General features: G+C 68.6%; 21 protein-coding genes and 1 pseudogene. 15 read left to right on the top strand and 7 right to left on the bottom strand.

Annotation, left to right across the window (positions count from 1 at the left end; genetic code table 11):
• Positions 1-595: 595 nt before the first annotated feature.
• The 6 genes from FRANCCI3_RS03920 to FRANCCI3_RS03945 all read left to right on the top strand — a co-directional run bounded on the left by FRANCCI3_RS03920 (position 596) and on the right by FRANCCI3_RS03945 (position 5,177).
• Positions 596-1,903: a CpaF family protein gene (locus tag FRANCCI3_RS03920; protein ID WP_011435232.1), complete on the top strand. Its 1,308-nt coding sequence runs from the start codon at positions 596-598 to the stop codon at positions 1,901-1,903.
• Positions 1,903-2,793 (top strand): type II secretion system F family protein, encoded by an 891-nt coding sequence (locus tag FRANCCI3_RS03925; RefSeq protein ID WP_011435233.1) that lies wholly within the window; start codon positions 1,903-1,905, stop codon positions 2,791-2,793. Before FRANCCI3_RS03920 ends, FRANCCI3_RS03925 begins: the two co-directional genes overlap by 1 nt.
• Positions 2,790-3,740 (top strand): type II secretion system F family protein, encoded by a 951-nt coding sequence (locus tag FRANCCI3_RS03930; RefSeq protein WP_011435234.1) that lies wholly within the window; start codon positions 2,790-2,792, stop codon positions 3,738-3,740. The genes FRANCCI3_RS03925 and FRANCCI3_RS03930 overlap by 4 nt, the downstream gene beginning before the upstream one ends.
• 84 nt (positions 3,741-3,824) lie before the next feature.
• The gene (locus FRANCCI3_RS28925; protein ID WP_023839919.1) at positions 3,825-4,052 is read left to right on the top strand and encodes a hypothetical protein; all 228 of its coding nucleotides are present in this window, start codon (positions 3,825-3,827) and stop codon (positions 4,050-4,052) included.
• Complete coding sequence (locus tag FRANCCI3_RS03940; protein WP_011435236.1) at positions 4,042-4,557, top strand: TadE/TadG family type IV pilus assembly protein; 516 nt, start codon at positions 4,042-4,044, stop codon at positions 4,555-4,557. The genes FRANCCI3_RS28925 and FRANCCI3_RS03940 overlap by 11 nt, the downstream gene beginning before the upstream one ends.
• Positions 4,558-4,733: 176 nt before the next feature.
• Positions 4,734-5,177, top strand: coding sequence for a hypothetical protein (locus tag FRANCCI3_RS03945; protein WP_035730816.1), 444 nt, complete (start codon positions 4,734-4,736; stop codon positions 5,175-5,177).
• Positions 5,178-5,444: 267 nt separating this feature from the next.
• Here the strand turns inward: FRANCCI3_RS03945 and FRANCCI3_RS03950 are convergent, their stop codons facing one another.
• From FRANCCI3_RS03950 to FRANCCI3_RS28930, 3 genes and pseudogenes are all read right to left on the bottom strand, one after another.
• Positions 5,445-8,927, bottom strand: a complete 3,483-nt coding sequence (locus FRANCCI3_RS03950) for an aminoglycoside phosphotransferase family protein (RefSeq protein ID WP_011435238.1) — start codon at positions 8,925-8,927, stop codon at positions 5,445-5,447.
• 200 nt (positions 8,928-9,127) lie between these two features.
• Complete coding sequence (locus FRANCCI3_RS03955; RefSeq protein WP_011435239.1) at positions 9,128-10,816, bottom strand: CocE/NonD family hydrolase; 1,689 nt, start codon at positions 10,814-10,816, stop codon at positions 9,128-9,130.
• 251 nt (positions 10,817-11,067) lie between these two features.
• Positions 11,068-11,276, bottom strand: a pseudogene (locus FRANCCI3_RS28930) (ABC transporter permease); the annotation flags it as partial.
• A gap of 458 nt (positions 11,277-11,734) precedes the next feature.
• On the opposite strand from FRANCCI3_RS28930, the gene FRANCCI3_RS27755 reads away from it, so the two are divergent.
• Entirely contained in the window at positions 11,735-12,142 is a 408-nt protein-coding gene (locus FRANCCI3_RS27755; RefSeq protein ID WP_049761044.1) for a pilus assembly protein TadG-related protein, read from the top strand.
• On the opposite strand, the gene FRANCCI3_RS03970 is transcribed toward FRANCCI3_RS27755, so the two are convergent.
• Complete coding sequence (locus FRANCCI3_RS03970; protein ID WP_011435242.1) at positions 12,084-13,202, bottom strand: hypothetical protein; 1,119 nt, start codon at positions 13,200-13,202, stop codon at positions 12,084-12,086. The genes FRANCCI3_RS27755 and FRANCCI3_RS03970 overlap by 59 nt on opposite strands.
• A 765-nt stretch (positions 13,203-13,967) precedes the next feature.
• Here FRANCCI3_RS03970 and prfB point away from each other — a divergent pair.
• Both prfB and FRANCCI3_RS03980 read left to right on the top strand, forming a co-directional pair.
• Positions 13,968-15,068 (top strand): peptide chain release factor 2, encoded by a 1,101-nt coding sequence (prfB, locus tag FRANCCI3_RS03975; protein WP_011435244.1) that lies wholly within the window; start codon positions 13,968-13,970, stop codon positions 15,066-15,068.
• Between the two features lie 629 nt (positions 15,069-15,697).
• On the top strand, positions 15,698-16,534 hold the full coding sequence (locus tag FRANCCI3_RS03980; RefSeq protein WP_011435245.1) for a polysaccharide deacetylase family protein: 837 nt from the start codon (positions 15,698-15,700) through the stop codon (positions 16,532-16,534).
• A 54-nt stretch (positions 16,535-16,588) separates the two neighbouring features.
• On the opposite strand, the gene FRANCCI3_RS03985 is transcribed toward FRANCCI3_RS03980, so the two are convergent.
• Positions 16,589-17,740, bottom strand: coding sequence for a uroporphyrinogen-III synthase (locus FRANCCI3_RS03985; RefSeq protein WP_011435246.1), 1,152 nt, complete (start codon positions 17,738-17,740; stop codon positions 16,589-16,591).
• 470 nt (positions 17,741-18,210) lie between these two features.
• Here FRANCCI3_RS03985 and nirB point away from each other — a divergent pair, with 470 nt between their 5' ends.
• The 3 genes from nirB to cobA all read left to right on the top strand — a co-directional run bounded on the left by nirB (position 18,211) and on the right by cobA (position 22,177).
• The gene (gene nirB, locus FRANCCI3_RS03990; protein WP_011435247.1) at positions 18,211-20,859 is read left to right on the top strand and encodes a nitrite reductase large subunit NirB; all 2,649 of its coding nucleotides are present in this window, start codon (positions 18,211-18,213) and stop codon (positions 20,857-20,859) included.
• Positions 20,860-20,895: 36 nt separating this feature from the next.
• Positions 20,896-21,240, top strand: a complete 345-nt coding sequence (gene nirD / locus FRANCCI3_RS03995; RefSeq protein ID WP_011435248.1) for a nitrite reductase small subunit NirD — start codon at positions 20,896-20,898, stop codon at positions 21,238-21,240.
• Between the two features lie 106 nt (positions 21,241-21,346).
• Positions 21,347-22,177 carry a uroporphyrinogen-III C-methyltransferase gene (cobA, locus tag FRANCCI3_RS04000; RefSeq protein ID WP_011435249.1) on the top strand — a complete coding sequence of 277 codons (831 nt, stop codon included), beginning with the start codon at positions 21,347-21,349 and terminating at the stop codon, positions 22,175-22,177.
• Here cobA and FRANCCI3_RS04005 read toward each other — a convergent pair.
• Positions 22,142-22,327, bottom strand: a complete 186-nt coding sequence (locus FRANCCI3_RS04005; RefSeq protein WP_023839929.1) for a hypothetical protein — start codon at positions 22,325-22,327, stop codon at positions 22,142-22,144. The two genes, cobA and FRANCCI3_RS04005, sit on opposite strands and share 36 nt — an antisense overlap.
• A 296-nt stretch (positions 22,328-22,623) precedes the next feature.
• Between FRANCCI3_RS04005 and ftsE the strand changes: the two genes are divergently transcribed.
• Positions 22,624-23,370, top strand: a complete 747-nt coding sequence (ftsE, locus tag FRANCCI3_RS04010) for a cell division ATP-binding protein FtsE (protein WP_011435251.1) — start codon at positions 22,624-22,626, stop codon at positions 23,368-23,370.
• A complete protein-coding gene (ftsX, locus tag FRANCCI3_RS04015) occupies positions 23,370-24,242 on the top strand; it encodes a permease-like cell division protein FtsX (RefSeq protein WP_011435252.1) in 873 nt (290 codons plus the stop codon). The genes ftsE and ftsX overlap by 1 nt, the downstream gene beginning before the upstream one ends.
• On the opposite strand, the gene FRANCCI3_RS24055 is transcribed toward ftsX, so the two are convergent.
• Positions 24,227-25,759: an HNH endonuclease signature motif containing protein gene (locus FRANCCI3_RS24055; RefSeq protein WP_011435253.1), complete on the bottom strand. Its 1,533-nt coding sequence runs from the start codon at positions 25,757-25,759 to the stop codon at positions 24,227-24,229. The genes ftsX and FRANCCI3_RS24055 overlap by 16 nt on opposite strands.
• A 420-nt stretch (positions 25,760-26,179) precedes the next feature.
• Between FRANCCI3_RS24055 and smpB the strand changes: the two genes are divergently transcribed.
• Positions 26,180-26,659 carry an SsrA-binding protein SmpB gene (smpB, locus tag FRANCCI3_RS04025; protein WP_011435254.1) on the top strand — a complete coding sequence of 160 codons (480 nt, stop codon included), beginning with the start codon at positions 26,180-26,182 and terminating at the stop codon, positions 26,657-26,659.
• Positions 26,660-26,665: the final 6 nt, after the last annotated feature.

The raw sequence follows: 26,665 nt of genomic DNA on the forward strand, positions 1-26,665 counted from the left end.
ATCGTGATGCCCCTTTCCCCCCCGGGGGATCGTGCCGGGGATGCGTCGGGGGCAACGCCGCCCTGGTGGCCGAATGAGGTTCTCGCGAGCGGCTGACGACCGCGCTGGTTGTTGGCTGACCGGACACGGAAGGGACCCCCGAGGCAGGCGTTGGTGGGACGCTGGATGAGACCGGCGGGGTGGGGGGGTTCCGCCTGTCGACCCAGCGATGCGATATCGACTACAGGGATGTTCGGGTTAGGGACCGCCGAAAGGCTATCGCCTCGGCGTCGTTTCGAGGGAGAAATCGCGCGGGCGTTTCCGGGGCGGTTGGTGCACCGTCGGTGCAGTCGATATGCGCGCAGAGCGAGGATGAATGTCCGGTCCGCGGCCGCTTTTTGACTGCGGAGAGTAGCAGTCTTGGTGGTCAAGGTGGGACCCTGTACGGGCTGTGGCCTACCTGAGTCCTACCCGCTCCACACCCTCGGTGGGGGTTGTGCGAACGTTGTTGCGTCTGCCCCCGACGTCGGGGGTTGCTTACCAGTGACCTTCTTTCTACGCTTCGTGGCAATTGTTGGGGCGGGAAGAGACGAAAGTCGGAGGAGCAGCGGTTTTCGTGGCGGTGGCACGCGGCAGTTGGCTGGACGCGACATCGTTCGTGGAGGACGAGGTCAGAGAGCTTGTCCGGCGGCGTTCTCTCGATCCCGTGCGGGACCCGGCGCAGGTGCGTCAGCTCGTTCACGAGGTGCTCGCCGACTATGAGGAACGGGCTCTCGTCAGCGACCTTCCCCCGGTCGTCGACCGGGACGTCACCGCCCGGCTGGTCTATGACGCGGTTGCCGGGTTCGGGCCGCTGCAACGCCACCTCGACGACCCGACTGTGGAGGAGGTCTGGATCAACGAGCCGGGCCGGGTATTCGTCGCCCGGGCCGGTCGCAGCGAGCTGACGACGACCATTCTGACCGCCGATCAGGTCCAGGACCTCGTCGAGCGGATGCTGAAGTCCTCGGGCCGGCGGGTGGACCTCTCGACCCCGTTCGTCGACGCCATGCTTCCGGATGGTTCCCGGCTGCACGTGGTCATCCCCGATGTCACCCGGGTGCACTGGTCGATCAACATCCGTAAGTTTGTGCTGTCCGCGTCGAGCCTGGACGAACTGGTCGGTCTTGGGACGATCACGCTGGCAGCGGCCGCCTTTCTGGACGCCGCGGTCGTCGCCGGCCTCAACATCATCGTTGCGGGCGGCACCCAGGCCGGCAAGACGACCATGCTCAACTGTCTCGGCTCGGCCATCCCGGCCCGGGAACGGGTGATCAGCTGCGAGGAGGTGTTCGAGCTGAAGCTGCGGGCCGCCGACTGGGTGGCGATGCAGACCCGGCAGGCCAACCTGGAGGGCAGCGGGGAAATCCGGCTGCGCCGGCTGGTCAAGGAGGCCCTGCGGATGCGCCCGGACCGGCTCCTGGTCGGCGAGGTTCGCCAAGAGGAGGCGCTCGACCTGCTGATCGCGCTCAACTCCGGGCTGCCCGGTATGTGCAGCCTGCACGCGAACTCGGCTCGCGAGGCCGTGACGAAGCTGTGCACCCTGCCCCTGCTCGCCGGCGAGAACGTCAGCCATGCCTTCGTGGTGCCCACCGTCGCCGCCAGCGTGGACCTCGTCGTCCATCTGGAGAAGGACGTCTCGGGCCGGCGCCGCGTCACCGAGGTCGTCGCGCTGCCCGGCCGGACGGAGGGGGATGTCATCGAGATTGCCCAGATCTACCGCTCGCGCGCGGACGGACTGGTCCGCGCCGACGGCTTCCCGCCACATCCCGAACGGTTCGCCCGCGCCGGCTACGACCTGCCCGCCCTGCTGGCCCAGAGCGACCATGATTACCATCATCATCGGCCCGGCGGGGGCTGGCCCGAGATCGCCGCGGAGCGCTGATGGGCATCTTCCTCGGCCTGCTGTTCGGTCTGGGTCTGTTCCTTATCGTCACCAGCGGCCGGCCGCGGTTCCCGGCCTGGTCGGCGACGGCGCGCTGGGAACGGTCGACGAGCGACCTGCTCGCCCAGGCGGGCATCCGCGGCGTGACCCCGCGCCAGTTCGTCATGATTAGCCTGGGTCTGGGCCTGTTGGTCGGCCTGGTCGTCCTGGCATTCACCGAGACCGTGTCGCTGGCCGGCGCCTTCGTCGTGTTTGCGAGTCTGCTGCCCCGAGCTCTCGTGGTCCGTCGGCGGCATGCCCGCAGGCATGATCTGCGGGAGCTGTGGCCGGACGTCGTCGACAACCTGTCCAGCGCGGTGCGGGCCGGGATGTCGCTGCCCGAGGGCCTGGCCGCGGTGGGGGTGCGGGGGCCGGTGCAGCTGCGACCGGCCTTCACCCGGTTCGGCGAGGACTACAGCGCCACCGGGTCGTTCTCGGCCTGCCTGGACCGCCTCGCCGACGAGCTCGCCGATCCGGTGGCCGACCGCATCATCGAGTCGCTGCGGATGGCCCGGGAGGTCGGCGGGACCGACCTCGGCCGGCTGTTGCGCACGCTGTCCACCTTCCTGCGGGAGGACGCCCGCACCCGCGCCGAGCTTGAGACGCGGCAGAGTTGGACGGTGAACGCCGCCCGACTCGCGCTCGCCGCCCCCTGGATCGTGCTGCTCCTGCTGGCCACCCGGGGGCAGAACGTGCGGGCCTACGACAGCCCGACCGGGGTCCTGGTGCTCGTGGTGGGCGGCGCCGTGTCGGCCCTCGCCTACCTGCTCATGAAGCGGATCGGCCGGTTGCCGGAGGAGGGCCGGGTGCTGCGCGGGGGAGCGGCAGCCGGCCGGGGGGCGGGATTGTGACCACGGTCGCCAGCGGTGCGCTGATCGGGTTCCTCGTCGGGCTGGGCCTGGTCATCATCGTTTACCGCTCCCCCCGGGCCCGGCGCATCCACCTCGCTGACCGAATCGATCCCTACCTGCGGGACACCCCCACACCCTCGAGGCTGCTCGACGACCGGCCGCGGGGGGTGCCGCGGCCGGGCCTCGCCGCGGTCGAGGCGCTCGCGCGCCCGTTACTCGCGGACGCCGCCGGTCGACTCGACCGTTTCCTGGGGGGCCGGGCCGCCCTGCAACGCCGGCTGACCCAGGCCGGCGGACGGACCAGCATCGAGGAGTTCCGCGTCCAGCAGGTCATCTGCGCGGCCAGCGGGGCGCTGATCGGCGCCTTCCTGCTGGCGCTGCGCGCGCTGCTCGGCGTCGGCCCGCCGGCCCTGGTCAGTGTCGCCTTGATCGTCGCTGGCACGGCCGGTGGGGTGGTGGCCCGGGACTACTGGCTGTCGCGGGCGATCTCCGAACGCGAGGACCGGATGCTGCTGGAGTTCCCGACGATCGCGGAGCTGCTGGCGCTCGCGGTGACCGCGGGGGAGTCGGCCATCGGGGCGCTGGAGCGGGTCAGCCGGTTGACCCACGGCGAGCTTGGGCGCGAGCTGCGGCTTGCGCTGGCCGACGCCCGCGCCGGGGCCACCCTCGTGCAGGCGTTGGAGGGCATCGCGGCGCGTACGGCGTTGGCGCCCCTAGTGCGGTTCGTCGACGGGATGGCGGTCGCGATCGAACGGGGGACGCCGCTGGCGGACATCCTGCGCGCGCAGGCCGTCGACGCGCGTGAGGCGGGCAAGCGGCAGCTGCTGGAGGCCGGTGGCCGCAAGGAGATCGCGATGATGATCCCGGTCGTGTTCCTCGTCCTGCCGACGACCGTGATTTTTGCCTTCTACCCGGCCCTGGTGAGTTTCACCGTGATCGCGCAGTGAGTGTCCGGGGGCGCGCAGGTGGCCGCCCGCGGGGTGGACGCGTCCGTCCGGCGAGGTCGGATCAGCCAGCCTGAAGGAGGAGACATGGGACGAACAGGGCAGGCCGTGAAAGCGAGATGGCGGGCCTGGCGGTCAGCCGTCGCATCGGGCAGCCGCCATGATCGCGACCGGGGGGACGTCCCCGGCTGGGTCATGATAACCGTCATGACGGCGGCGCTGGTGGTCGCGATCGCCACCCTGGCGACGCCCGCCCTGCAGAACCTGTTCACCTCGGCCATCAACTCGGTGTCGGGTATCGGCGGTGGCGGCTGAGCTCGCGGCCGCCGCGGGGCCGGACGGGATCGACGGCGGCCCCAGGGGAACCGGGCACCGACCGGACGCGGTCGAGGACGGCGTCGAGGACGCCTCGGACGCCTCGGACGCCTCGGACGCGGCTGACGCGGCTGACGGCGGATCGGCCGTCGTCGAGTTCATCCTGGTGGGGACGTTGTTGCTCTTCCTGATCCTGGGGATCATCCAGGTCGGCCTGGTGCTGCACATCCGCAACACGCTCGCGGCGGACGCCGCGGAGGGAGCCAGGCACGCGGCCAACCTCGGCGTACCGGCGAGCGAGGGCGGTCCCTACGCCCAGGCCCTCATCGCGCGGACCATCCCGGGACGGTCCGACGCCGTCTGCACCGGGGCGCAGGTCGATGGGCCGGGTGGCACGCCGCTCGCGGAGGTCACCTGCCGGGTTGCCGTGCCGCTCGTCCTGGTCCCACTGGGCGACGGCATCACGATCACGGTGAAGGGCCATGCGCTCAAGGAACTGCCGTGACGAGGGGTGGCGTGGCGGGAGATCGGGTCGCGCGGGCGATCCTGCACTCCCTGCCGCGGGCGATCATGATGATCAGGACAGGTTGTGTGGCTTTCGTGCGCCGCGTCGGTCGCATAGGCCGCGTTGTCGGGCCCGGACAGGAAGGCCGGGCGACCAGGGCCGACGACGGTTCGGCGATGATCGAATTCGTTGGATTGTCCGTCGTGCTGCTCATCCCGTTCGTCTACCTGTTCCTGTGCGTCTTCGCGGTGCAGCGCGCGGCGTTCGGGGTGACCCAGGCCGCCCGGGAGGCCGGGCGGGCGTTCGCCACCGCGGACAGTGAGACGCAGGGCATGGACCGGGCGCGGCTCGCCGCGCAGCTCGCCCTCGCCGACCAGGGCGTCCCCGGCGCGCCACAGGTCCGGTTCGCTCCCGAGGGCGCCGACTGTGGTGCGGGGGATCCCGGAGACGGCGCGGCAACCCTGGAGCCGGGCGCGTCGTTCGTCGTCTGTGTCCGTACGGTCGTGGCGCTGCCGGGAACCGGCGCCTTGTTCTCCGGCATTACCGATGTCACGGTTAACGGCCAGTTCACCGTAGTGATTGATCAGTTCCGCGCCGACAGGCGGGAAACCCAGCCCTAGCAGGGGTTTCGTACGTTCACGGGGTTACGCGGGATCGCAAGGTTTTACGGGGTCCGGTGGACTTTTTGGCGGCGAAGGACTTGTCCGGCTCGGGGAGCAACTCGGCTCGGCGCGCCAGGTCGGCGAATTTGGGGGAGCAGAGTCCGGTCTGCGGTCCCTGAAGCGTGACTGGCTCCCCAAAACTCGGCCGCCACGCGATGTACACCACGTCCGTGGACTCCACTGATGTCGATCCGCGCGGACACCTGGCCGTTCTTGCTGGGCTGGCTATCGGCGTCTGCCGGCCCACTGCTGTATGAGGGCTGCGGCGGCCTCGTGGTCGATGGTAACTCGGTTGCTGAGTACGGCGTGCGCGGCGGCGAGTTTCCTGACGAGCTTGTCGATGAATGCATGTGTGTCATCGCGGCTGAGGTTTCCTTCGGTGATGATTTTTGTGTAGCGGACGGTGTCGACGATGGCGGACTTCACCCGTTCGTGGGAGAGGTAGGTGTCGAGGTCTGACTGCCATCCCTCGGTGGCCGGACCGTTGACAACGGAGGTCCACCCATGGACGAGTGCGGCTGACTCGTCGGGCTGGTAGCTCATCTTGTGCAGGTGGACCGCAAGATCATAGACCGGATCGCCCCACAGGGCGAGTTCCCAGTCGAGGAAGTAGGCTTGGCCATCCGAGATGATGATGTTCTTGCGGTGGATGTCGGTATGGAGAAGGCGGAAAGGCCGCGGGTGCAGCGTCGTCCATCGACTGTTGATCTCGGTGAGCGCGTCGATGGGGATGCCGAACTCGGCGTACAGATCGCCGAAGTCGGGAAGGAACCGGGAATGCACGCCTGCGGTGACAGCGGACAGGCGGCGGGCGAAGTCGGCGGTCCGCCCGTCCGCCGGCCAGCCTGGCGGCGATTGCGGCAGGCGTTCGCGCGGGACGAGGCCGAGCTGCCCGAAGAGTTCCACGACGTCGCCGATGACGTGGTCGGGGACACGGGTGCCGCGTGGTGCGGTGTTGTCGAGGAGCTGACCGGGAAGGAATTCCACGATCTGATAGCGGGGCTGCATGCGGGCGTAGAGCAGACGGGGCGCGTGGGTCACGGTCCCGCGGATGGCGCGCAGCACGTCCCCTTCCGGCCAGATCATCAGGTCCATGATGTCGCTGCCCGGAATCGGGATACGAACAATCACGTCTCCGGCCGGCGTGTCCATCCGGATGTTGTGATTGTAGAAACCCGACGCGGCATCGGGGCGCCCGACCGCCTGCCGGTACAGTTCGTCGGGCCGCCACGTGTGCCCGTTGAGCAGGTCGGCGACGAAGTCCTCGACGCGGGCGTCAAGATCGGTAAGCGTGCCGAACGGCTGGATTCCTGCCCGTGCCCGGCTCGCGGCGGCGGTCACCTGCCCGTCATCGATGCCGAGGATGGACAGTGCGTGCGCCGAGCAGAGGATGATTGTCGGGTAGACGTCGGCTGCTTCCAGCTCGCGGACGCTCCACTGGAGCGAGGAAACCGCTTCGTCGAGCTGACCCCGGCGAGCATGGACCAGGGCGCGGTAGAACTCGGCGCGGGCTCGACCGGAGCGATACCCGACCCCATCGAGGGCGGCGCACGCGGACCGTAGGGAGGTCTCGGCCTCGTCGAGCTGACCGCATCGGAGCTGCCCGATGGCGAGAGCGGTATACGCCTTGCCGAGCTCGTGATGGGCGCCGATCTCGCGTTGGATCTCGATCGCCTGGCCTGCCTCGACGATGGCCTCGGCAGGGTGGGTATAGGCGAGGAGTTCGGCCCGGTTGGTCTGGATGTTGGCCAACCCGAGAACGCTATCGGCTGCGGCGTAGTGGGCGGCGGCCTCGTCGAGATAGCGGGCGGCGGCGTCGAACTCGAACGCGAACCGGTGGGCGAGGTGACGCATCCGGGCCACGTCTCCGTGAAACTCGGTGTCCTGCCCCGGAGCGGACGCACTCAGGTCGGTGGCGAGTGCTTCCGCGTCTCGGAACCGGCCCTGGGCCATGTGAAGGTCGGCGGCCCACAGGCCCGCGGTCAGCCGGGATGCCCCCGTGGCGTGGTCCCAGACCTGGGTGTAGGCGTCGAGCGCGGCCCGGGTCTCACCGGCGATGCGTCGACCATGTCCGGCGGCCACGGCGAGCCGCGCGCCGACCATTGTGTCGATGGCCAGAGCGGTGACCGGTTCGGGAACCAGCGCCGTGACCGTGGCCGCGTCGCCGAGGCGAATCGCCGCCTCAGCCTGCAGGCACCGCAGCGCTTCGGGCAGGTTGTCGTGGTCGGGTTGGTCGTTGAGCCGGGCGCGCAGGTCCTCGGTGATGCCTTGGGCTGCGCTGTGTCCCCCACGGCGAACCGCGTGGTCGGCATAGCCGAGGATGCTCTCGCCGCTGATCTGCCGACCCCGCAGGGCGTGATACGCGGCCTCCCGCAGGGCGCGGGCGGCATGAGCGCCGCTGTCCTGGCCGGTCGCCTGGTCGGCCCGGTTCTCCCACAGTCCCTGTAGCAGGGCGTGGATGTCGGTGGTAGTGCCCGGAGAAAGCCGTTCCCGCAGGGCTGCGGCCATGAGCTGATGAAACCGCAGCGCGGTGTTCGCCGGGTATACGAATGAATATGCGGTGAGGGATTCCCAGGCGATGCGATGTCCCGGGAGATGGAACGTGGCCGTCAGCATCCGAAAAATATCATAGTCGAAGATTCGCGCCGGGCTCAGGACCTCCAGTGATCGAATCTCTTCCGGGGCGACATGCTGAAGAAAGCGCGCCAAGATCTCCTGCTGGGACACGAGGGCACCGCTGACCCGCCCACCGGTCTGCAGGTGCGTGTCCACCGCCAGGTTCAGATAGAATGGGAGACCTGCGCTGGCGTCCGCAATTGTCTGGCGCTGGAACGGATCGGTGATCCCACCGGTGTCGAGGAGTTCCAGCCGGGCTTCCATGGGCAGGCCGCCGATGTCGCATATCTCGATGAGGCCGTCCCAGTCGGGATCCGTCAGTTCCCACCGCAACGGTTCCCGGCTGGCGATGACCACCAGGCCGCGGTCGAGCTGTGCCACGAGATCACGTAGCCAGGCATCCGCGAGTTGCGCCCGTCCGGTGCGTACCGGGCTCGGCACCAGTGCCTCGTGGCTGTCAAGGATGATCACATACTGTCTGTCCTGGCTGGCAGCCCGAAGGTCTTCAGCGAACAGAAACGTGACGGCGTCGGCGAGCTCACTGTTCGGCAGGTCGTCGAGTGTCGCCAGGGTGGGATCGCGCCGCACCCGCAGGCGGCGGCGTATGTCGCAGCCGCCACGCTCCAACAGCTTGATAAGGCCGCGGGCCGTACCGAAAATCGGAATTCCGGTCATCGTGTCGGCGATATCCGCGAGAATGGAACTCTCGTCGACGAATGCCAGTTCCGAACGGTTCAACCGCAGATGTGGGTGTAGCCGCTGCCACAGCACTGCGTAGGCGATGTCGAAGCGATCGAAGTGTACCCCTTGCGACCCCAGTTCGTTGCGTAGCACCGCCAGCGCGTCTTCCTGCTGGCGCAACGAGTGCACCTGCAGATCGAGTGATGCCGTTCGATACCGGGTTGCCGCCCGGTCCTTCAACTCGCGCAGTAGTCGTGACTTACCTATACCGCCCACGCCGATGGCGTTGAAGACCCGTGGACCGTCACCTAGATGGGTCAGCTCTTCGGCGAAAGCCGCCAGCACCGGTTCGCGGTCCACGAAACGCCGCTGCAGTGCGGCGACCCGATGAAACCGTGGCGCAGGCGCCATGTAAACCTCCGACCATCACAGACCGCGATACCGTCGAGGACGATGCAATCATAGTCGAGCTTGACGACGCACGATGGACCAGCACATCGTGCTGCGGCGCGATCCGATCCTTCCGACCCGCACCCGGGGGGCGAGCCCGGGTGCGGGACCGCGACCACGGTTCCGCACCCGGGTAGGCGTGCGCCGTGGGATCCGGTCGGCTAGTCGTTCTCGAGCGGAATCTCGTCGAGCGGGATGTTCAGGTAGGACGAGGAGCCGTCGGTGGACGAGATCTCGATTTTGCTGTTGGTGACGGTGGCGTCGCCGAAGAACCTGTCCTTGGTGTCCACGACCAGCTGTATCTGGTGGCCCGGCGTGATGCGGTAGTCGGCCGGCTGTAGGTGGATGTCGATCGTTTGCGTCTCTCCCTCGCGGTCGTTGAGCAGGGTGAAGGGCGCGCTGGTGATGATTTTTGCCTTACCGGTACCCGGGTCGACGTCGAACAGGTGCGCCACGAGCGTCGCGCTCTTCGCGGACGGGGTGACCGTGAGATGCGCCGAGACGGTTCCGGTGATCTGACTCGGTGCGGTGAGCGGTTCGGTCGACCACACCGCGGCGTCCTCGCGGGAGATCTCCGAGGTCTCGTACACGATCGGAGCCCCCAGTCTTTCGAGGACGCCGGTCTTTACCAGGGCCGGGGCTATCAGTGCTGGGGTGTCCGTGCCGGCCCGGAAGGTGTGGCTCCACCCGGAGTTGGGCTGAGGCGTCAGTGAGCCGTCCGATGTCCCCGGCAGCGGCGCGTTCAGGTAGTAGCGTCGCGGCGGCAGCGTGTACGAGTCCCAGTCGGCGAGCTTCTTGATCGTGAACAGGTTGTGCATGTACTCGGTGTGCACGTCGCCGTCGTTCTCCACGCCGTTCTCCTCGTCGGCAACGAAGCGGTCCAGCCAGCGGAAGGTCGTCGCTGTCGGACGACTGATGCCGCCGAGAAATCCCTTGATCTCGTCGCCGCCGTGATCTCCGATCAGTACCAGGAGACGTTTGGGACCGATCAATGCGTTGAAGAACTCCACCACCGCGGGTACCGAGAAGATGGTCTCGTGCCAGTAGGTGCCGAGGAAGATGGGGACCCTCCTGGCGTTGAGCTCGTTCAGATAGGTAACCGGTGAACGGACCGCGCTGAACTCCAGCAGCCGTTCGATATTCCGATTCGCCCGGAAGTCGTCGAAGATTTCCCTGACTTCGGCGGAGAGGTTCTCCTCGCCGAACAGCTTGGCGAGCTCCTCGAACGCCAGCAGGTGTCGTGTCTCGTTCTCGTACAGCGATCGGCCCAGATCGGCCCAGGCGCTCTGCGCGCACACGGCCCGCACCCGGTCGTCATGCGCCGCGATGATCAGGCTCTGGCCGGCGCCGTAGGACGACCCCGCGAACCCGATCCGATCCTGATCCGCGCGGTCGGGATAGGTGTTCAGTACCCAGTCGATCACGGCCGAGCCGTCCGCCCGGTCCCGCGGACCGGCGACGTCTATCTTCCCTGTGGAGTCGGCGATCCCACGCTCGCTGTACGCGACCGCCAGATATCCCTTGAGCGCGAAGTTCAGGAGCATCCCCGGATACGACTTCCATCCCGTCGGCGCCAGCGGAGCCGGCATGATGACAACCGGGTGCGGCCCCGGCTTGAGGGGGACCAGCACGCCGGCGTCGAGTTGGACGTCGGCATCGGCTCCGGGGATCCTGGTCGCCGTGAAGGTCCCCGCCCCCCGCAGTTCCCCGAACTTTGCCACGGTCGCCGGCGGGAGATTCTTGAAGTCGCCGCTCTCGAGATTCTCGAGAGCGGCGATCTCCGCGTCGAGCAGTGTTCTGTCATTGGGCGCGAAATCGAACACGTTCGTGGTCTTGGCAGCCGTGGTCACTTGGATGATCCCCTTCTGGGTATGGGAAAAGGAGCCTGCCGGCGAACCTGGCCGACGGACGCGCGATCGTCCGCGGCCGTGACGAGGTGAGATCCGGATATCGGATCCGTGGTGCGGAAGTCTCCCGGTGCACGGGTTCGGAGCCTAGAGGTGTACGCGATCGTCAGGGGTGAGGTGAGTACTTTGTCCGCGCGCCGTACGGCAAGATGGTTTTGACCCGCACGCGGCTGCTGGTTACGAGCGAAGCCCTGCAGCCAGGACAGCGAGAGTACGAACAGCGCCAGCACGCCCACAGCGGCGAGCCACCGCCCGAGGCCCGCGGGCGAGCGGAAGCCGATGGCGAAGGCCACGCCGAACACCAGCGCCGTCGAGACGAGATTGCGAGCACGCTCGCCACGACGTGTCCCACGATCAGTGCGCCGCCGTTGACGTCCATCGAGCGGAACCGGTCGATGACTCCGGTAGTAAGGCGGATCAGTGCCGCATGACCGTATTCTCCCGCAATGGGGCTGCTATTCTTCCACAATAGGGTTGCTAATAGGGTTGCTGGGGCAGTGGGTTTCCGGCCTCGCCTGTTCGGCCTTCCGGCAGGAGCGTCAGCAAGGAGAACGCGTGCCCGTGACCAAACATGTGCCTGTGACCAGCGGCGGGACGGGGTCGGCCGGAGCAACGGGGTCGGCCGGAGCAACGGGGTCGGCCGGAGCAACGGGGTCGGCCGGAGCAACGGGGTCGGCCGGAGTAACGGGGTCGGCCGGAGTAACGGGGTCGACCGGAGTAACGGGGTCGACCGGAACACCGGACGGAGTCGTCCGCCCGGACGGAGTCGTCCGCCCGGACGGAGTCGTCCGCCCGGACGGAGTCGTCCGCCCGGACGGAGTCGTCCGCCCGGACGGGACCAACCGCGCGGACGGCGGGACCATTCTCGTGCTGACGTTGGGGTATCTCATGGTCGCGGCGATGCTGGTGGTCGTTGTGACCGACGTGTCCGCCGTCTACCTCGCTCGTCGGTCGGTGGCCTCGGCCGCCGACGGCGCCGCGCTGGCCGCTGCCCAGCGCATCGACGAGAACGCGATCTACACCACCACCGACGCCTTCGAGCGCCTGCCCCTCGCCGACATCGCCACGACCGTCGATCAGTACCAGCGCCGGGCCGATCCGAGTGGCCGCACGATCCTCACCTCCACCCTCGTCGACGCGACGACGGTGGAGGTGGAGGGCACGCGTGTGGTCGACCTTCCGGTCGTCGGCTCCCTCGGGGTGGGTCCGGTCACGGTACGTGCCGGAGCGCAGGCACAGTCGGTGGTCCGCCAGCCCGCTGCACCATGACGCCGGCCGGCGCCGGAACGCCGAACCGCGCCGGTTGCGTGCGCGTCACCCGTTGGCTTTCCTCCGACCCCTGATGCAACCAGGTCGAGGTGGCGTCCATGAGATCGTCGAGACCGTGGCCGGTGCGGCGCTCGGCCAGATCCGACACGTCCCGGACCAGCCGGGCCACCCATTCGGCCGGCCGCCCGGCGGACAGCGCCACCGCCTGAGCGGCGTGCTGGGCTGCCTCGTCGCGATCCGGGACCTCCCGGGCCAGCGCGGCCCGGGCCTGCGCCATCCGCACCGAGACCACCATGCCCGTCTGGCCGCTGCCGGTGATCAACGTCGAGGCGCGTTCCAGGTGAGGCGTGGCCTCGTCGGCCGCGCCGACGGTGGTCAGGGCCTCGGCGCAGGCCAAGGCCAGATCCGCCGGGGAGTAAGTGTCGAGCGAGAAACCCGGCGAGCCGTGGGCGGTGTCGTCGAGCCGTTCCATCGTCTGCCAGGCTCTGGCGACGGCGTCCCGGACGCCTGCCCGGTCGCCGGTCGCCGCACAGGCGCTGGTGACGACCTTCCCGGCGATGAGGGCCCGGGTGGAGCTGTGCCCCGCGATCCGCGCCGCCGCCCCGGCGATCTGCAAGGACACCGCCGGGCTGTGTGGGCGGACCACCCGGGCGCGCAGGGCCAGGGCGCGGGCGGCGAGTGGCCCGTCCCCGGCCGCCCGGGCGAGCGCCGCGGCCCGGTCGGCCCGCGCAGCGGCGTCGGAGTGTTTGCCGCGGTCGTAGGCGGTGGCAGCAGCCACCGTCGTGACCGCCGCGTGCAGCCGCATCCACTCCAGCGCCGGCCGGCCGCGCAGCCGGTGCTCCCGGGGCACGGTCTGTGTCGTGCGCTCCAGCGAGACCAGGGCGGACGTGGTAGTGATCAGATCAGACGTCTCGTAGGCCCTGACCGTCGCGGTCAGGGCTGCCATGCAGGCTTCGTGCAGGCCGGACGCGTCGCCGCGCAGACTCACGGAGCCCACCGCCGCGAGGCCGGTGGCAACCAGGACAGAGCGTCGGTCTGCGACCTCCGGGACCTCCGACACGATGGGACCCTCCGTGCTCCTGCGGGAATGATCGCGGCCTTCCGCTGGCACGCGACGGGGCGGTGAGTCGCCGCCGCTAACGGCGTGATCCGATCGCTCGGACGACGGATCCGGTTATTCACGGCGGCCTTCCTCCTCTTCCCGTGGTAGTGGTCGGTTTCCCGTGGTAGGGGTCGGTCCTTGAGTCTTCGTCCCGTCCCGGCGACATCGACCGGTGCACACGCGCGCACCGGTCGATGCGTCCGAGCTCTCCGCATCCGGGCTCTCCATGGCCGACACCCATATGGTCGCGGGGCCGCACTGTCCCGACGAAACCCGGCGTTCACGTATTCGTGCGCGAAGCGCCGCCTTCGAAGGTATCGTTTGGGGGCCGCGGACGCGTCGAGTTGTGCGCACTCGGCGATGTGGTACGTGTCTCTTCAGGGATTGGTATCGGTTGTTGTCGGAGGTTGTTGTCGGACGGCTGAACCGCCTGACCGCCCGGGGCCGCCGTAACGATTGTCCGCAGTGCGGGCGTCGGTTGGCCGAAATGCTCGTGGCATCCCGCGAATGTTTCATCCTCGTGTCGTCGAGCCATTGCATGTTTCGCCACGATGATGTTTCCCGGTCGAGGCGTCGTCGGGATGCCGTCGGGATGCCGTCGGGAGGTCGCGGGGATGCCGTCGGGGCTCGGCGCGACGCCGATGCGAACTCGGCCGGCTCCCGTCCGGGCGGACAAGATCCGTTGTGGCGGTGGCCCCGGGCGCCGCCGGTAAGGTGAACAGCATGGCCGTCGACCTGTCCGAGGAGATCAAACAGCTGGATGCCACGTTGACCGGCATCGAGACGGTTCTCGACGTGGAGGGGTTGCGCCGTCGCGCCGAGGATCTGGAGCGTCAGGCCGCGGACCCCGACCTCTGGTCCGATCAGGACCGGGCCCAGGCTGTCACCCGCCGGTTGTCGTCGACGCGCGGGGACATCGCCAGGGTGGAGGGGCTGCGTCGCCGTCTTGACGACATCGCCGCCGCCGCGGACCTCGGCGATGAGGATCTGCTCGCCGAGGCCGCAGCCGATCTTCCCAGGCTGTCCAGTGACATCGCCGGTCTCGAGGTTCGGACCCTGCTGTCCGGCGAGTACGACGAGCGGGACGCGATCGTGCAGCTCTCGGCCGGGGCCGGCGGGGTGGACGCGGCCGACTGGACGGCGATGTTGCTTCGGATGTACCTGCGGTGGGCCGAGCGGCACGGCTACGCCACGGAGGTCTTCGACACCTCCGAGGCCGAGGAGGCGGGTCTGAAGTCGGCAACTTTCCAGGTCAAGGCGCCCTATGCGTACGGGACGCTGCGCAGTGAGCACGGGGTGCACCGGCTCGTCCGGATTTCGCCGTTCGACAACCAGAACCGGCGGCAGACCTCCTTCGCCGGGGTCGAGGTCACCCCGGTCGTCGAGCTGTCCGACCACGTCGACATCGACGACAAGGATCTGCGTATCGATATTTTCCGTTCGTCCGGTCCGGGTGGGCAGGGGGTCAACACCACCGACTCCGCGGTCCGCATCACGCATCTGCCCACGGGCATCGTGGTGACGTGTCAGAACGAGCGCAGCCAGCTCCAGAACAAGGCCGCCGCGATGATCGTGTTGCAGGCGAAGCTCCTGGAGCGGCGGCGGGCCGAGGAGGCGGCGGAGAAACAGCGCATCACCGGCGGGCCACAGGACGTCTCCTTCGGATCGCAGATCCGTAACTATGTCCTCCACCCGTACCAGATGGTGAAGGATCTGCGTACCGACACCGAGACCTCGAACACCAGCGGTGTTCTCGACGGCGAGCTCGATGATTTCATCGACGCGGAGATCCGGTGGCGGCGGTCGGTTGAGAACCAGGCGTGAGAGGGTTCTTCGGAGCTTTTGTCGACGCCTGGGATGTGTCTGGTTCCGGACTGAGCGGGCAAGCCTCGCCGCACCGTCCGGGCGCTCGTGGCCCGGCGAGACGATGAGCGCCCGGCGCCCGGCGCCCGGCGCCCGGCGCTCCGGTTCCGGAGGTTCGGAGTTCCGGAGGTTCGGAGTTCCGGGGGTTCGGGGGTCTGGAGATCCCCCGTTTCCGGGACGGCATCCGAATGTCGCCTGCCTCTCGGGGAACGGACGGTGAAAAGACAAAGATCCGGCCGTGGTGGGAACGTCGGTGTGACGTAGGCCCGGCCGGCGGCTCGGCCCGGCCCGGCGTCGGGGAAGGACTCCACCGGATCTCCTGACGCCATTGGCATGCCGGGTATACACGTGTAGAGTTCCGGGTAGTTCGCGGACCGTTCGATTTTTTAGTTTCGGTGTCTTGATCTGGTCCGCCTACTGCTTCACCCGATGGGATGTACGCCCGTGTCACCTGGTCGTTCACAATTGCGAACCGCTGTCGCGGAGGGAGTGCGGTCTGTGTCCCTGCACACGAATGCACGCATGTATATGTGTGGAAATAACGGTGCAAATCCGGGCAAGATGGCCAGTCTCGCCGGTACGGGAACGCCGTGACCTCCCTGGCGCCTGCGGCGTCCGGCGCCGCAGGCGGCGTGTTCGAGGGTGCGCCCACGATGCCCCTGCCCGTCCTTATGTACCACGGCGTCGGTGATTCGGTGAGTGCGGACTTCCGACGCTGGGAGGTCCCTCCCGGTGCCTTCGCCGAGCAGCTCGAGGCCCTCGTCGAAAGCGGCTACCACCTCACCGGTCTCACTGACGCGCTGGCACATCCCACCCGCCGCCAGGTGGTGATTACCTTTGAGAACGGCTTCGAGGACTTCGTCACCACCGCGGTGCCCGCTCTGCGGGCGATCGGGGCCAGCGCTACCCTGTATGTGCCGACCGCCTTCGTCGGCCGGCGCGCCACCTGGCTGGATGGCTACACCGAGCGCAACCTCCCCCTGTTGGACTGGTCCGACCTCGCCGCGCTCGCCGGGGAGGGCATCGAGCTTGGCTCGCACGGTCACCGTCATCTGGAGCTCGACGTGGTGCCGACCGCTCTGGCGCGGTACGACGTCACCGCCAGCCGGCGGCTGATCGAGGAGAGAACCGGCCGGCGTCCGGACAGCTTCTGCTACCCCTTCGGTTATCACTGTGCGGCGGTGCGCCATGTCGTCGCGGCCGCCGGGTTCGAATCAGCCTGTGAGGTCGGATACCGCATTCATCAACCGACGTTGTCCCGGTTCGCCATCAGCCGATTGATCGTCAATCGGGCCGCTGGGGCGGCCGACATCCTTCGGCTCGTTTCCCAGGGGCATCGCGACGCCCTGCTCAGCGTCCGGCGAGGACTGCAGTCGGGGTGGCGGACATATCGAGCGGCGCGCTGGCGGCTCGGCCGAGGCGCCTGACGACGGGGGCGCGGGAAACTGGAGTCCGGGGCCCGGCGGTTACCGCGTGCTCTCTCACACGACCGCGAGCCGATAGCCCCGCTTGATGACGGTCTCGACCGCGCAGCCGGCCGGTCCCAGCGCGGTGCGTAACCGGGCGACGGTCATCTCGACCGCGTGTTCGTCGGTCAGCCCGGCCGTGCCCGTCCGGCGCAGCAGCTCGGCTCGGGACAGCACCCGGCCGGGACGCTCGGTCAGCGCGTCGAGGACTGCCGCGGTCCTGGGTGCGAGCATCACCGGCTCGCCGTTGACGATCACTGCCCCGCCCTGGACCCGCAGCACGTGCCCCGCGGCCTCGACGGTCCGCACCCGGCGACGCGGGAGCTCGTCGGACAGCGTGCGCACGAGTGCTCCGAGCCGGAACCGGTCCGGGGTCACCGTCGCCACGCCCTGCCGTTCGAGGGGGGCGGCACAGACCGGACCCACGCACGCGGGCAGTACCTCGCCACGCAGCGCGGTCAGCAGTTCGTCGAACTGTCCCATCTCCCGGGCGATCCGTAGCAGGCTCACCACGGCGGGCGCGCTGGTGAAGGTGACCGCGGAGACCCCGCCGGTGACGATGAGCTCGACCATCCGGCGGACCGGCCGCAGATCGTCCGGTGGTTCCCACCGGTACACCGGTATCTCGACGACCTCGGCACCCGCCGCGCGCAGTCCCTCGACCATGTCTGGCAATGGCTCGCCGTGTAGCTGCACCGCGATGCGCAGCCCGGCCAGGTTCTCCGTGAGCAGATGGGCGACGAGCTCGGCGCCGGATTCCGAGCGGGGCGACCAGCACTCGGTCAGCCCCGCGGCCCGGACGGCGCCGGTGACCTTCGGCCCGCGGGTGAACAGCCGGGCGCCGTCCAGCCGGTCGCGCAGCCGCTCGCCGAGCCCCCAGCCCTCGGCGGCCTCCACCCAGCCGCGGAAGCCGATTGCCGTCGTGGCGATCACCGCGTCCAGCGGCCGGGTGAGGCACTCCCGGGTCGCGGCGAGCAGCAGGCTGTCGTCGGCAAGCGGCACTATGCGCAGGGCCGGGGCATGGACCACCCGGGCTCCGCGCCGTTCGAGGAGGTTCGCGAGCTCGTCGCGGCGACGCGCGGCCGTGACCCCGACGGTGAAGCCGAGCAGCGGTGGCAGCGCGGCGCTGACGGCCGGCTCCCTCGATGTCGCCGACGCCGGGAACATCCCGGGTGCGCTGGTGGTTTCGGGCGGGCTGGTGGTTTCGGGCGGGCTGGTGGTTTCGGGCGGGCTGGTGGTTTCGGGCGGGCTGGTGGTTTCGGGTGTTCCGGCGGTCCCGGGTGCGCCGGACCGGTCGCCAGCGTCGGGCCGCCCTGGACTACGGATTGTCACAAGGCTACCTCCTGGGCTGGGGTCCCGCGCCGATCCCCCGGTCACCGCAGGATCGGACACGGCCATGTCCACGCGCTTGCCGGTGTGCAACGCCGGTGTTAACCGGCACCGTTGCGTATTCACGACGTCCGCATCGAGCGTTCGTCGGGCATCTCACATCCCGTCGTGTCGTGGAGTGCATGCCTTGTAGCCGGACCGACCTGACTTCGAGTCAGCGTTGACATCCTGGGTTCGTACGGTTCTGGCCGTAGCGGGTGCCCGTTCGGACCGGCACCCATCGGTTCGGACGTGCGGGTGGTGCGCGGATGTCTTCTCGATCACTGGTGGTCGTCGGCCACGGCATGGTGGGGCATCGGTTGTTGGCGGCGCTGCGGGACCGCGACGTCGAGGGGCGATGGGATGTCACGGTCCTCGCGGAGGAACCTCGGCCCGCCTATGACCGGGTGGGCCTCTCGGCGTACTTCACCGGGGCCACCGCGGAGGACCTCAGCCTCGTCGAGGACGGATTCCTTGAGCACCCCCGGCTGCGAGTGCGTCTCGGTGAACCGGTCGTCGCCGTCGATCGGGCCGCCCGGACGGTGACCACCGGTGCCGGCCGCACCTACCGGTACGACGCGCTGGTGCTTGCGACCGGTTCCTACCCGTTCGTCCCACCGGTACCCGGCCGGGAGGCCACCGGCTGCCACGTCTACCGCACGATCGAGGACCTGGATGCGATCTCCGCCTCGGCGCGCGGCAGCCGGACCGGGACCGGTGTGGTCGTCGGTGGCGGCCTGCTCGGCCTGGAGGCGGCGAACGCGCTGCGTAGCCTGGGGTTGGCCACCCACGTCGTCGAGTTCGCGCCCCGGCTGATGCCGGCCCAGGTCGACGAGGCCGGCGGGCAGACACTGCGAGCCCACATCACCGGGCTCGGGATCGGCGTCCACACCGACACGGCCACCGAGCGGATCGAGGCCGATGCCGACGGGCGGGTCGCCCGAATGGTCTTCGCCCGTCACCCCGAGGGGCTGGCCGGCCTCGACACCGACGTCGTCGTGTTCTCGGCGGGGATCCGCCCGCGGGACGCTCTGGCCCGCGAGTGCGGACTCGACGTCGGGGATCGCGGTGGCATCGTCGTCGACGAGGGCTGCCGCACCAGCGACGAGCACATCTATGCCGTCGGCGAGTGCGCCCTGGCGGCCGGACGGGTGTACGGGCTGGTCGCGCCCGGATACGCGATGGCCGAGGTCGTCGCGGACCGTCTGCTTGGCGGCGACGCGACCTTCACCGGCGCCGACATGTCGACCAAGCTCAAGTTGCTCGGCGTCGATGTCGCGAGCTTCGGGGACGCCTTCGGGACGACTCCCGGTGCGCTGCCTATCACGTTCGCCGACCCGGTGGCCAAGGTCTACAAGAAGCTGGTGCTCTCCGACGACGCGCGTAGCGTCCTCGGTGGCATCCTTGTCGGCGACGCGGGGGAGTACGGAACGCTGCGGGCCATGGTCGGCTCCGCCGGGGTCGTGCCGGACGATCCCGCGCGGCTCATCCTGCCGGCCGGCGACGTCGCCGGGGCCGGCGGCTCCGGGGCCGGGGTGGCGCTCTCCGCCGGGGCGCAGATCTGCTCGTGCAACAACGTCACCCACGGTCAGATCTGCGCCGCGATCAGCGCGAATGGCCTTACCGACGTCGCTGGGATCAAGGGGTGCACCAACGCGGGCACGAGCTGTGGCAGCTGCGTGCCGATGCTCAGGACGATCCTCGGCCAGCAGCTCGCCGCCGCGGGCCTCGAAGTGTCGAAGGCGCTGTGCGAGCACTTCGACGTCAGCCGGGCCGAACTGTTCGAGATCGTCCGGGTGCGGGGGATCACGACGTTCTCGCAGCTGATCGCCGAGCACGGTCGGGGCCGGGGCTGCGAGGTCTGCCGGCCGGTGGTGGCCTCGATTCTTGCCTCCCTCTACAACGGGTACGTCCTAGTCGGCGAGCAGGCCGCCTTGCAGGACACCAACGACCACCTGCTCGCGAACATGCAGAAGGACGGCACGTACTCGGTCGTCCCCCGGCTGCCCGGCGGCGAGGTCACGCCCGAGACGCTCATCCTGATTGGCGAGGTGGCCCGGGACTTCAACCTCTATACGAAGATCACCGGCGGGCAGCGCATCGACCTCTTCGGCGCCCGGGCCGAGCAGCTGCCGAAGATCTGGAAGCGGCTGACCGACGCCGGACTCGAGTCCGGACACGCCTACGGCAAGGCGTTGCGGACGGTGAAGTCCTGCGTCGGGGAGACCTGGTGCCGCTACGGCGTACAGGACTCCACCACGTTGGCCGTCGACCTGGAGCTACGCTACCGCGGCCTGCGATCCCCTCACAAGATCAAAATGGCGGTCTCCGGCTGTGCCCGGGAATGCGCGGAGGCGCGGTCCAAGGACGTCGGGGTGATCGCCACCGAGCAGGGCTGGAACCTGTACCTGGGCGGCAACGGCGGTCATCGGCCCCGGCACGCGGAGCTGTTCGCCTCCGACCTCGACACCGAGACGCTCGTCCGCTACATCGACCGTTTTCTGATGTTCTATGTGCGCACCGCCGATCGCCTCCAGCGCACCGCGCCGTGGGTGGAGAGCCTCGACGGCGGCCTTGGGCATGTCCGCGAGGTCATCGTCGACGACTCGCTGGGCATCTGCGCCGAGCTTGACACGGCCATGGCTTACCACGTCGCGACCTATCAGGACGAGTGGAAGACGACGCTGGCCGATCCGGTCGCACTGCGCCGGTTCGCCTCGTTCGTCAACGCCCCCGAGGGGGCCGACCCCGACGTCATCCACGTCCTCGAACGCGGCCAGCCCCGGCCGGCCCGCCCGGCCGAGCGGGCGGCCCTCATCGCCGGTGCCACGCTACCCGTGGTGGCTGACCGTTTCCTTGCCTATCCAGGCTCCTTGCCTATCCAGAGGGACGAAACGGACACAAAAGCCTCTGGATAGGCAAGTAGGCGCATCACGGACGATTTGGAGGCCGCCATGATCTGGACCGACATCTGTGCCCTGGACGATCTGACTCCCGATCGCGGCGTGGCCGCGCTCGTCAACGGCGCCCAAGTGGCCATCTTCCGGCTGAGCGACGGTCCCGTGCTCGCCGTCGGCAACGCCGACCCGATCGGCCTGGCCAACGTGCTCTCCCGGGGTCTCGTCGGCTCCCGCGGAGACCGGGCCGTGGTCTTCTCGCCGTTGCACAAGCAGGCGTTCGACCTGGCGACGGGGGAGTGCCTCGATGCCGAGGGGGTGCGCATCCCCGTCTACCCGGTGCAGGTGCAGGACGGTCGGGTGCTGGTCGGCCCCGTCGCGGCGGCCCGGCCGGTCAGCTGAGGCGATCAGTCGGGCGATCAGCCGAAACGGTCGGCTACGGTGATCGGCCCCGAACGGGCTGGTCAGGCCGCACACTGGGAGAAAGCCGACGCGGGAGGGGACGAAGATGACCGGTGCGCAGACAGCCCCGGGCGGATGGGTGGCCCTTGTCGGTGGCGGTCCCGGGCGGGCGGATCTGATCACCGTACGCGGTCTACGGCTGCTCCAAGCTGCGGATGTCGTGGTGGTCGACCGGCTGGCTCCCCGTGAACTGCTGGACGAGGTGCGACCCGGTACCGAGATCATCGATGCGGGCAAGGCGCCGCACGGTCACAACCTGACCCAGGACGAGATCAACGCGGTGGTCGTCGATCGGGGACTGCGCGGGTTCGGTGTCGTCCGGCTCAAGGGCGGCGATCCGTTCGTCTTCGGTCGTGGCGGCGAGGAGGCTCTGGCCTGCGCCGCGGCCGGCCTGCCCTGCGAGATCGTCCCCGGGGTGACGAGCGCCGTCGCGGTCCCCGCGCTCGCCGGGATCCCGGTGACCCACCGGGGCATCACCCAGGACGTGGCCGTCGTCAGCGGCCACATCGATCCTTCGCATCCCGGTTCCACTGCCGACTGGGACGCGCTCGCTACCGGTCCGGGCACGGTCGTCGTGCTGATGGGCGTCGGGGCACTCTTTGAGATCAGTCACGAGCTGGTGAAGCGGGGCCGCCGGCCGGAGACTCCGACCGCGGTGATCCACGCTGGCGGGACAGCCGATGAGACGATTATCATCGGGCCCCTGGTGGATATCGCCCAGCTCGCGGCCGAAGCCGCGATCAGTTCTCCCGCGGTCATCGTAATCGGAGATGTGGTTACGCTACGTGATCGACTTGCAGGCGTGATAGGTACCGTCGGGGCGGTCCCAGCGTGGCCGGGCTCAGGAGACGTGACGGGCGGCGAGGACCGCCAGTAGCATCACGATTGCGATCAGTGCGACGATCACCTGCGGTGACATCTGGAAGAAGTTCTGGCGCAGATACTCGCGCGAGGCGCGGCAGGTGGGACACCGGCCTTCGACCACTAGTCCGGCGCAGCGCGCGCAGACGAGATCCTCGCTGCCCATGGCGCCTCCTTCCCACCCGTGACGGATGCCATGATCGGGCGATCGTCGCACTTCCCCGGGATGGGGGACAACACCCGGACGTTCCGGATGGAGCACGACCGCTGGCGACGCGCACGATCGACTTCCACGTTACGCCCGCGCACGGTGGCGTGCCGCTCCGTCAAAGGTCGATCGGGCGGGCGGCGACCCGTCCGGGCTGTTCCCGGAGATTCCGGTCGGGCGTAACCTGCGGTCCCCGACCTTCGTCACGCCCTACCATACGGCTACTGAAAGTCATAGGCGTGTGGGAAGGCGCAATGATTGTTTTGAGTTCCGTGAGCAAGCGGTACCCGAACGGCGACCGGCCGGCGCTGGTCGATGTCACCGCGGAGATCGGTGTCGGTGAGTTCGTCTTCCTCGTGGGTCCGTCCGGATCGGGTAAGACCACATTGCTGCGATTGCTGCTGCGGGAGGAACGAGCGACGTCCGGCCGGGTGCTGGTGGCTGGCCGTGACGTCGCGCGGATCCCGGACCGCGGGGTGCCCCAGTTGCGCCGGCTGGTCGGCTGTGTCTTCCAGGACTTTCGCCTGCTACCGAATCGGACCGTAACGGCGAACATCGCGTTCGCCCTCGACGTGGTCGGCCGTCCTCGGCATGTCGTGCGCAGCGTCGTGCCGGAGGCACTCGACCTGGTCGGCCTCGCGGAGAAGGCGGACCGGTATCCCGACGAACTCTCCGGAGGCGAACAGCAGCGGGTCGCGATCGCCCGGGCGTTCGTTGGCCGTCCACGGATCCTGCTGGCCGACGAGCCGACCGGCAACCTCGATCCGAACACCAGCATCGAGATCGTGAACCTGCTCGACACTGTTCATCAGGCCGGCACCACCGTCGTGATGGCCACCCACAACGCGTCGCTCGTCAACGCGATGCGCCGCCGGGTGCTCGAGCTGAGCGACGGCGCGCTGATCCGGGACGAGGCTCGCGGACGTTACAACCAGGATGATCTGGCGGTGCCGATGATTCCCCGGCCCCGGCCCAGGGTGCCGGCCGACCGGGTCCGCTGATGCGACCGGGTCTGCTGGCGTCGCTGCTGTGGACGGGCCTGCGCCGCAACCTGGCGATGACCTGTGCCATGATCATAACTGTCACGATCTGCCTGGCGTTGCTGGGGTCGGGCCTGCTCCTGCGGGCGCAGGTGCACACCATCGACGACTTCCTGCTCGACCAGATCGAGGTCGTCGTTGATCTCTCCGATGGCATCACCCCGGGCGAGCGGTCTGCCCTCGATGCCGAGATCGCGGCGGATCCACTGGTCGCCGACGTGCGGTACGAAAGCAAACAGCAGGTGTACGACCGTTTCCGCCGGGACTTCCGTGGATCGCCCGACGTCCTCGCCGGTGTCGGACCCGACGACCTGCCCGCGGCGCTACGACTCACGCTTACCGATCCGCGAGCGGCCCGCGACATCGTCGTCACCTACACCGGCCTCGACGGGGTGGAAGCTGTTCGCGACCAGCGCGGCCTGCTTGACCCGTTGTACCGGTTCCTCGACGCCTTCACAGCGGGCGCTTTCGCCCTCGCCGGCGTGCAGGCCCTGGCGTCCTTCGCCCTCATCTACACGATGATCCGGATCTCGGCGCACGCCCGGCGACGGGAGACTTCGATCATGAAGATGGTCGGTGCTTCCAACGGAACAATCCGGGCTCCGTTCGTCTTGGAGATCGCGGCGGTGGGGCTGGTTGGCGGGCTGCTCGCCACGGGCGTGCTTGCGTTGGCGAAGATCTACCTGGTGGACGGCCGGTTCGCGAAGCAGACGATGTTCCCCCTGTTCGGTTGGTCGGCGGTCTGGGAGACCGCGGCCGTCGTGCTGGGGGTCGGTGTGCTCGCCGCCGCCGTGATGGCTTCGGTGGCGCTCCGCCGTCATCTGCGGGTCTGAGGCGTCATCCGTCGCTCGGCCCCGGTTCGCTTCGATTCGAACTGGACATCATCCTCGATGAATACTTCCTTGAGATAATCTTCGGGTGACACCTCATATTGGCGTCCCTCCGGGCTCGTCCAGGTGAAATGTCCAGGCCTGGGCTGGCACACGGACCATCCCTTCTGCGTGGATTGATCGGGAGATGATGTGCCCGGCCGCCCCGGTCTTCTCGTAGCTCCTTGCTTGGCGTCACGCCTAGGCCGCTTTTCACCCGAGTGTTTCAGCCGGTGATGCCTCCGGCATTTTGGCCCGAGGTTCCGCTCGCTCGTCTGGCCACCTCGACGATGCGGCCTGGTATGATCAAGATCGCAGTGAATGGAAGGCTGCTCGCATCCCGGAAAGACACATGTAGGGTTTCGAGTTCGAACATGACGAGCCAGGGCGGCCGAGGGAAAGCGACGCCGGCTGACCTCCAGAACTCGTCCTTCCGGCGGATCCATCAGTATCCGCCGCCATGTGCATCGGGGGTTCTCGGCCATCTCGCGAACGAGTCCGGCCGGTATCGGGCCATAACCGGGAAGTTCCGCCGGCCGTTCCGACATACCCAGCAGACAGGAAGCCGACACGACCACCTGCATCTCGATACTGACACGGTCACGATCCCGCCCCATCAGCAGGTCGTAGAAAACGTCGGCCCGACGCTGCTCGAGCCCGCGACCGTCCTGCGCACCGCCCGCTCTCCTCGCCAGAAGGTCCACTCGTCGAAACGCCGCGAGCATGCGGTCCGCCGGAAGCGAGGCCGAGATGCGGCCCATACCATCCGGCTCGGCCCGCACTGTCACCCGACGCGCCTTCGTCGCCCTGCGGCGACGCTGTTCCGCGCCCTGAGGGTCTACCAGCACCACACGCCGTCGAACGGCGGCCGCGAACGCTGCGTGGCTCGGCCGCCCACCCCGGCGCAGAACCGTCTCCGCCACGTCCGCGGCCTGGTCGTCCGACAGGTTGGCCGTCAGTCGTTCCAGCACGGTCAGCCGCTGGGAATCTAGCTCACCATGTTCCAGAGCAGTCAGCGCTGCCGGCATGCGGCGGACGACGCCGACCGCGAAACCCAACTGTTTGTTTCCCGCCGCTGATGACATTCTCAGCTCGGCGGCCAGTTCGTCTCCCGCGAACTCGTGAAATCCCCTGGCAACCCCGCTCTCATCCTCTTCCGTGGGCGGCCGTAGCTGCGCGAACCTCGCTCTCACGAGCAGCCGTGCCGCCTCCCAGCGCGCGATCTCCCGACCGATCTCCACATCTGCCCGGAGGCATCCGTCCGCGTCGAGTTCAGCTACACGATGACCATAAACCATCGATGAGTCCAGATGACGGGAAAGAGAACCACGGTCGTCGACTCCGGTGTCGCGGGGGCCCAGGGCCTCTGCTTCCTCGCGCGGGCTGGACTCGCCTGAACTGGACTCGCCCGGACTGGACTGTGAGCCGGGCCGAAGCGATGAACCGGGTCTGGTCACTGGATGCATCATGCCGCCTGTCATGGGCGCGTAGAGGGAGCGGTTGGATCTGCCGGCAGGAATCGCCGCCGATCCGCCTGAACACTCTGGTCATCGAACGTGTGTTCGAGTATAGTACTCGCTGGCACCGTTCATCAAGTCCATCGTCATCAAGTCCATCGTCTCGACGGCCGAGCAAGCTCGACAGCCGAGCAAGGAGGTGGAAGGTGCTGAACGCCCAGGTCGCGCCGCCGCGGCGGCTCCTCCGCGGGGCGCGCTGACGGCGCTCGTCGCCCTACGGAGCGCTCGGCGACGTCACCCGGGCCACGTCGGCGACCGACGATGGCGCTCACATGATCGATACCATGGGTGTCCTCGCGGTGGAGCCGGCGTGTCACCGACGCGGGAGGCAGGACGTAGGTTCGGAGAAGATTTCGCGAACGGTGTGGGAAGAGGGACAGGACAGTGCCGAGGGAGACGGGGCGCAGACTGATCGCGCAGAACAAGCGCGCCCGGCATGACTACGACATCCTCGACACCTACGAGGCTGGGCTGGTGCTCCGTGGCACCGAGGTGAAGGCGCTGCGGGCCGGGCGGGCCTCGCTCGTCGACGGGTTCGCCCAGATCAGCGATGGTGAGATCTGGCTGCACAACGTGCACATCCCCGAGTACACCGAGGGGACCTGGACGAACCACGCTCCCCGCCGCAAGCGCAAGATGCTGCTGCACCGGGCGGAGATCGAAAAGCTGGTCGGTAAGACCCAGGAGGGTGGGCTCACGCTGGTCCCGCTCTCGCTCTACTGGAAGGACGGGCGGGCGAAGATCGAAATTGCGCTGGCGCGTGGCCGCAAGTCCTACGACAAACGGCACGCGATCGCGGAGCGGGACGCGGCCCGGGAGATCGGCCGGGCGATGGGCCGCCGAGCCAAGGGGCGCTACCTCTGATAGCCA

It is taken from the genome of Frankia casuarinae (assembly GCF_000013345.1).
Taxonomy (GTDB): domain Bacteria; phylum Actinomycetota; class Actinomycetes; order Frankiales; family Frankiaceae; genus Frankia; species Frankia casuarinae.